Annotated in this window: 2 protein-coding genes; both read left to right on the top strand. The window is 68.4% G+C overall.

Annotated features, from left to right (window positions below; translation table 11 throughout):
- Positions 1 to 1,743 (top strand): tandem-95 repeat protein (locus tag BLP83_RS18025; RefSeq protein WP_143006788.1); only part of this gene is annotated, 1,743 nt, incomplete at its 5' end.
- Between the two features lie 430 nt (positions 1,744 to 2,173).
- A partial coding sequence (locus tag BLP83_RS18020) for a beta strand repeat-containing protein (protein WP_176764283.1) occupies positions 2,174 to 4,784 on the top strand: 2,611 nt, incomplete at its 3' end.

Raw genomic sequence — 4,784 nt, 5'->3', positions numbered from 1 at the left:
ACCGTGGCGGTGCAGGACAACGGTGGTACCGACAACGGCGGCGTCGACACCTCGGCCACCCAGACCTTCACCATCACGGTGACCGGCGTGAACGACGAGCCGAGCTTCACCGCGGTCAACCCGCCGGCGGTCGACGAGGACAGCGGCGCGCAGACGGTGCCCGCCTGGGCCAGCTTCAACCCGGGCCCGAACGAGTCCGGCCAGTCGGTGCAGGCCTACAGCGTGACCCTGGTCGGCAACCCGAGCCTGTTTGCCGTGCAGCCGAGCGTGGACGCCGCCGGTGACCTCAGCTACACGCCGGCCGCCAACGCCTCGGGCACCTCGACCTTCACCCTGCAGGTGCAGGACAACGGCGGCGTGGACAACGGCGGCGACGACACCTCGCAGCCGCAGACCTTCACCATCACGGTGGACGGCCTGAATGACGATCCGACCGCCGTCAACGATCTGCTGACCGTGCTGGAAGATGCGCCGGCCACGGTGGTTGACGTGCTCGCCAACGACACCGACATCGACGGTGACGATCTGACGGTGACCGCGGTCAGCGACCCGGCCAACGGCACGGCGACACTGGCGGCGGGCGTGGTCAGCTACCAGCCGGATGCCAATTTCTTTGGCAGCGACTCCTTCACCTACACGGTGTCGGATGGCAATGGCGGTACGGACACGGCGACGGTCAACGTGACGGTGACGGCGGTCAACGACGCGCCCAGCTTCACGGTGGGCCCGAACCAGACTCCGGCCATCGGTGCGGTGGGCTTGGTCACGGTGCCGGACTTCATCACCGGTATCAGCCCGGGCCCGGCCAACGAGGCGGGTCAGGAGGTCTGCTTCCTGGTCGATGACACCGATCCGAATGGCGTGGTCAGCTCGCTGGCGATCGCCTGCAACGGCACCCTGAGCTACACCCTGACCGGCAACGGCGGCGTGGTGACAGTGAGCGTGCAGGCGCGCGACAACGGCGGTACCGCCAACGGCGGCATCGACACCTCGGCCGCGCAGACCTTCACCATCACCGCGCAGGATCCGCGCGCCGATCTGTCCGTGGTCAAGACGGGCCGCTATGTCGCCGGCAACCTGGTGGTGTGGGAGCTCGACGTGCGCAACGCCGGCCCGAGCCCGGCCTTCGGTGCGGAGGTGCTGGACGCTCTGCCGACCTCGGTCAGCGGTGCCTCCTGGACCTGCACCGGCAGCCTGGGCGGCGTGTGCTCGCAGGCCAGCGGCAGCGGTGACGTGGATACGCTGGTCGACCTGCCGAACGGTGGCCGCGTGCTGATCACCATCACCGCGACCCTGGTCAACCCGAACGCGCCGACCGTGGTGAACACGGCGATGGTGATGGCCCCGGCCAACAACACCGACCCTGACATGGCCAACAACAGCAGCACGCTGGACCTGCAGGTGGCGCTGTTCGCCGACGGCTTCGAGGGCCCGCCCAACCTGGCGGGCAGCCTCAAGGCCCTGCCGAGCCTGCAGACCCTGAGCATCGATGGCGCCGCCATCGAGGCCCAGCTGCAGGGTGCCAAGGCCGTGCCGGTGGCGCGCTACAGCCTGGGGGACGACGCACTGGTCCTGCTGGCCCGCGAGGTCAACGGCCTGGTCGAAATCCGCCTGCTGCAGCGCGAGGGCAAGAACCTGTGGAGCGGCACGCGCTGGATGGAGCTGTGGCCGGGCGACAGCGTGCGCCTCGACTACAGCAAGGCCGGCAACGCCCTGCAGACCCACCTGGCGGTGGGCATGTAAGCCCACCCGCAAGCGTCAGCGACACACGGACGGGCCCGCGCAAGCGGGCCCGTCTGTTTTGGGGCCCATCGCGGATGGGGCCGCTCGGACCCGGCGCCCATCAAGTGCTGGCACCCCCGCGATTGACCGGGGAAGTCAGCGTGGGAGCGCGGCGCGAAAGTCAAAGAACTGTCGCTGCTGGCCGCTGAGCTCACGCCAGAGCCGGGCCACCGGGGCCGCGAATGCGGCTCTTCCGTCGCCGCGGGCGAATGTGACGCAGGCACGGAACTTGCCGGGTGAGGCCAGCCGTGCGCCCCGCGCGCGGAATGCCCAAGCAGACGGAAAGCAGGCCATGAGCTCACCCAACACCGCACTCTCTCGCGCTGACGCCGACACCGGCACAGCTCCGGCACGCAGAAGCGTTTCCGGATCGCGATCTTTCGGAGCCCTGGTGCTCCTGGTCCTCCTGCAGCTGATGCTGGCGCAGGGCGCTTGGGCGGCGGCGATGCTCAGTCCGTATGGGGCCACCTTGGGCAACATCACCGATACGGACGACAGCTTCGAATCCGTGTCGTTGACGGGTGTGTTTTCCAATGGCATCAACTTCGGCGGGACCAACTACACTTCGATGAGTGTCGGCAGCAACGGCTACGTCACCTTCGGTCACGACAACAATACCTACAGCCCGCTGGGCATCGCCGGCTACAGCTTGGGCCCCATCGTCGCGGTCCAGTTCGATGATCTGCACCCGGGGACCTGCGGCGACATCTACTACAACCAGAACGTCGCCGAGAACTACGTGGTGGTGACGTTCGACGCAGTGTGTCCGTTCTCGACGCCGACCTCGGCCGGTGCCGGCGCGAACACGATGCAGATCGTGCTGCGACGGATTGGAGCTGCCGGCTCGACCGATTTCTCGATCGAACTGCGCTACGGCACCCTTCAATGGGCGGGCTCCGGCAACAACGGCGGCGCCTTTCCCACCGCCGGCTGGTCATCCGGCAACGGCACTGCGTTTGGTGAAACCCCGTCATCTGGCACGTCCAGCTTCCTGAACTCGGTCAATCAATCGAACATTGGCCAGCCAGGCGTGTTCAGTTGGGACGTGACCGGCGGCGTGGTGCAGTCGCAGCCCACCGTCAACCAGACCACGGCGGCCAGCGGCATCACCGGCTCGACCGCGAACAGCGGCGGCAATGTCAGCAGTGACGGCGCTTCTACGGTCACCGAGCGCGGCGTGGTCTACAGCACCTCGCCGTCGCCGACCACGGCGAACTCCAAGGCCACCACTTCGGGCACCACCGGCAGCTTCTCGGTGACCCTGACCGGCCTCAGCCCGGGCACGACCTACTACGCGCGCGCCTACGCGATCAACGCGATCGGCACCGGCTACGGCCCGCAGGTCCAGTTCACCACGCTCAGCCAGACCGCGCCCACCGTCAGCAGCACCACCGCCGCCAGCGCGATCGCGGCCGACTCGGCCAGCAGCGGCGGCAACGTCAGCTCGGACGGCGGTGCCGCCATCACCCAGCGCGGCGTGGCCTATGCCACGACCACCAACCCCACCACCTCGAACAGCGTGGTGACGGCCGCCGGCACCACGGGCGCCTTCAGCAGCAGCCTCACCGGCCTGTCGCCGAACACGACCTACTACGCCCGCGCTTTCGCCACCAACGCGGTCGGCACCAGCTACGGCAACCAGATCAGCTTCACCACGCTGAAGTTCGATCAGACGATCAGCTTCAGCGACCCGGGCGTCCAGACCTACAGCGTGGGTGGCAGCTTCACCGCGAGCGCGACCGCCAGCTCCGGTCTGCCGGTGACCATCACCTCGGCGACCACCGGCACCTGCACGGTCAATGCGACCAGCCCGGCCACTGTCATGATCGTGGGGGCGGGCACCTGCACGCTCAATGCGAACCAGGGCGGCAACGGCAGCTACAACGCCGCACCGCAGGCGAGCCTTGGGGTCACCATCAACCCGGCGCCGACGGTGACCACCGTGCTGTCGACCAGCGTCGGCGCTGAAGCGCTGACCAACCAGGGCTTCAGCGTGGATGTGCAGGTTGCAGGCGCCGATCCCACAGGCGATGTGACCGTCTACGCTCGCCGCGCGGACAACGGCACGGTCGCCAGCTGTGTCGCCACGCTGGGCGCGCACAGCGCAGGCATTGCGAGCGGCAGCTGCAGCTTCCCGCCCTCGACGCTCAAGCCGCGCGATCTGGTCACCCAGCTGGTGGCCAGCTACCCCGGTGACCTTACGGATGCATCCAGCACCTCCTCCAGCTTCGCCTTCAACGTCGCCCGCGGCGATGTCGCGATCTCCAGCGTTGTGGTGGACACCTCGGGCGATCGTGATGCCGTGTCGGGCGAACCGATCACGGTCACAGTGAGCCTGGCCGCGGTGGGCCCGGCGCTCGGGCCGGTGACCGGCGACGGCATCGGTGCGCCCGACGTCACCATTGCCACCAGCGAGAGCGGCACGGGCTGCAGCATCGATTGGGACATGGCGACCAGCTGCAGCTTCGTGTTCACCGGCGTCAGCAACACCTCGCAGCTCCTGCGTGGGCTCGACGACGCTGATCCCAAGCTCGCTGCGGCGGCCAAGGCCGCGCTGCTGAAGACCCTCACGGTCAGCTACGCGCAGACTGTGGACTTCAATGCCTCCGGTCCCACGGCTGCGGATCCGGTCACCGTCAGCTCGGCGCCGACGGCCACCGTGCTTCTCGCTGAGTCCGAGTCGGGCAATCCGAACAGTGTGGCGGGCGAGGGCGTGCGCCTGAGCGCTACGGTCACCGCGCTCGCGCCGAGCGTGATCCCGCCGCGCGGCCGCGTGCGCTTCACCCGCGACAGCACGGTGCTGGGCACGGTCACGGTGAGCGCGGCGGCAGGCAACACGGCGACCGCGGAATTCATCGCCCCGGCGCGTCCGGTCGGTAGCGAGATCTACTACGCCTTCTTCCTGAGCAACGACGATTTCGTGGGTTCGGACGACGACGCCGAGCACACCACGGTCCAGGCCTCCACGGCGACGATGATCGATGCGGTGGTTCCGGCCACGC

Origin of the sequence: Aquimonas voraii (genome assembly GCF_900101825.1) — a bacterium.
GTDB lineage: Bacteria > Pseudomonadota > Gammaproteobacteria > Xanthomonadales > Xanthomonadaceae > Aquimonas > Aquimonas voraii.
This window is presented reverse-complemented; position numbering and strand designations above follow the sequence as displayed.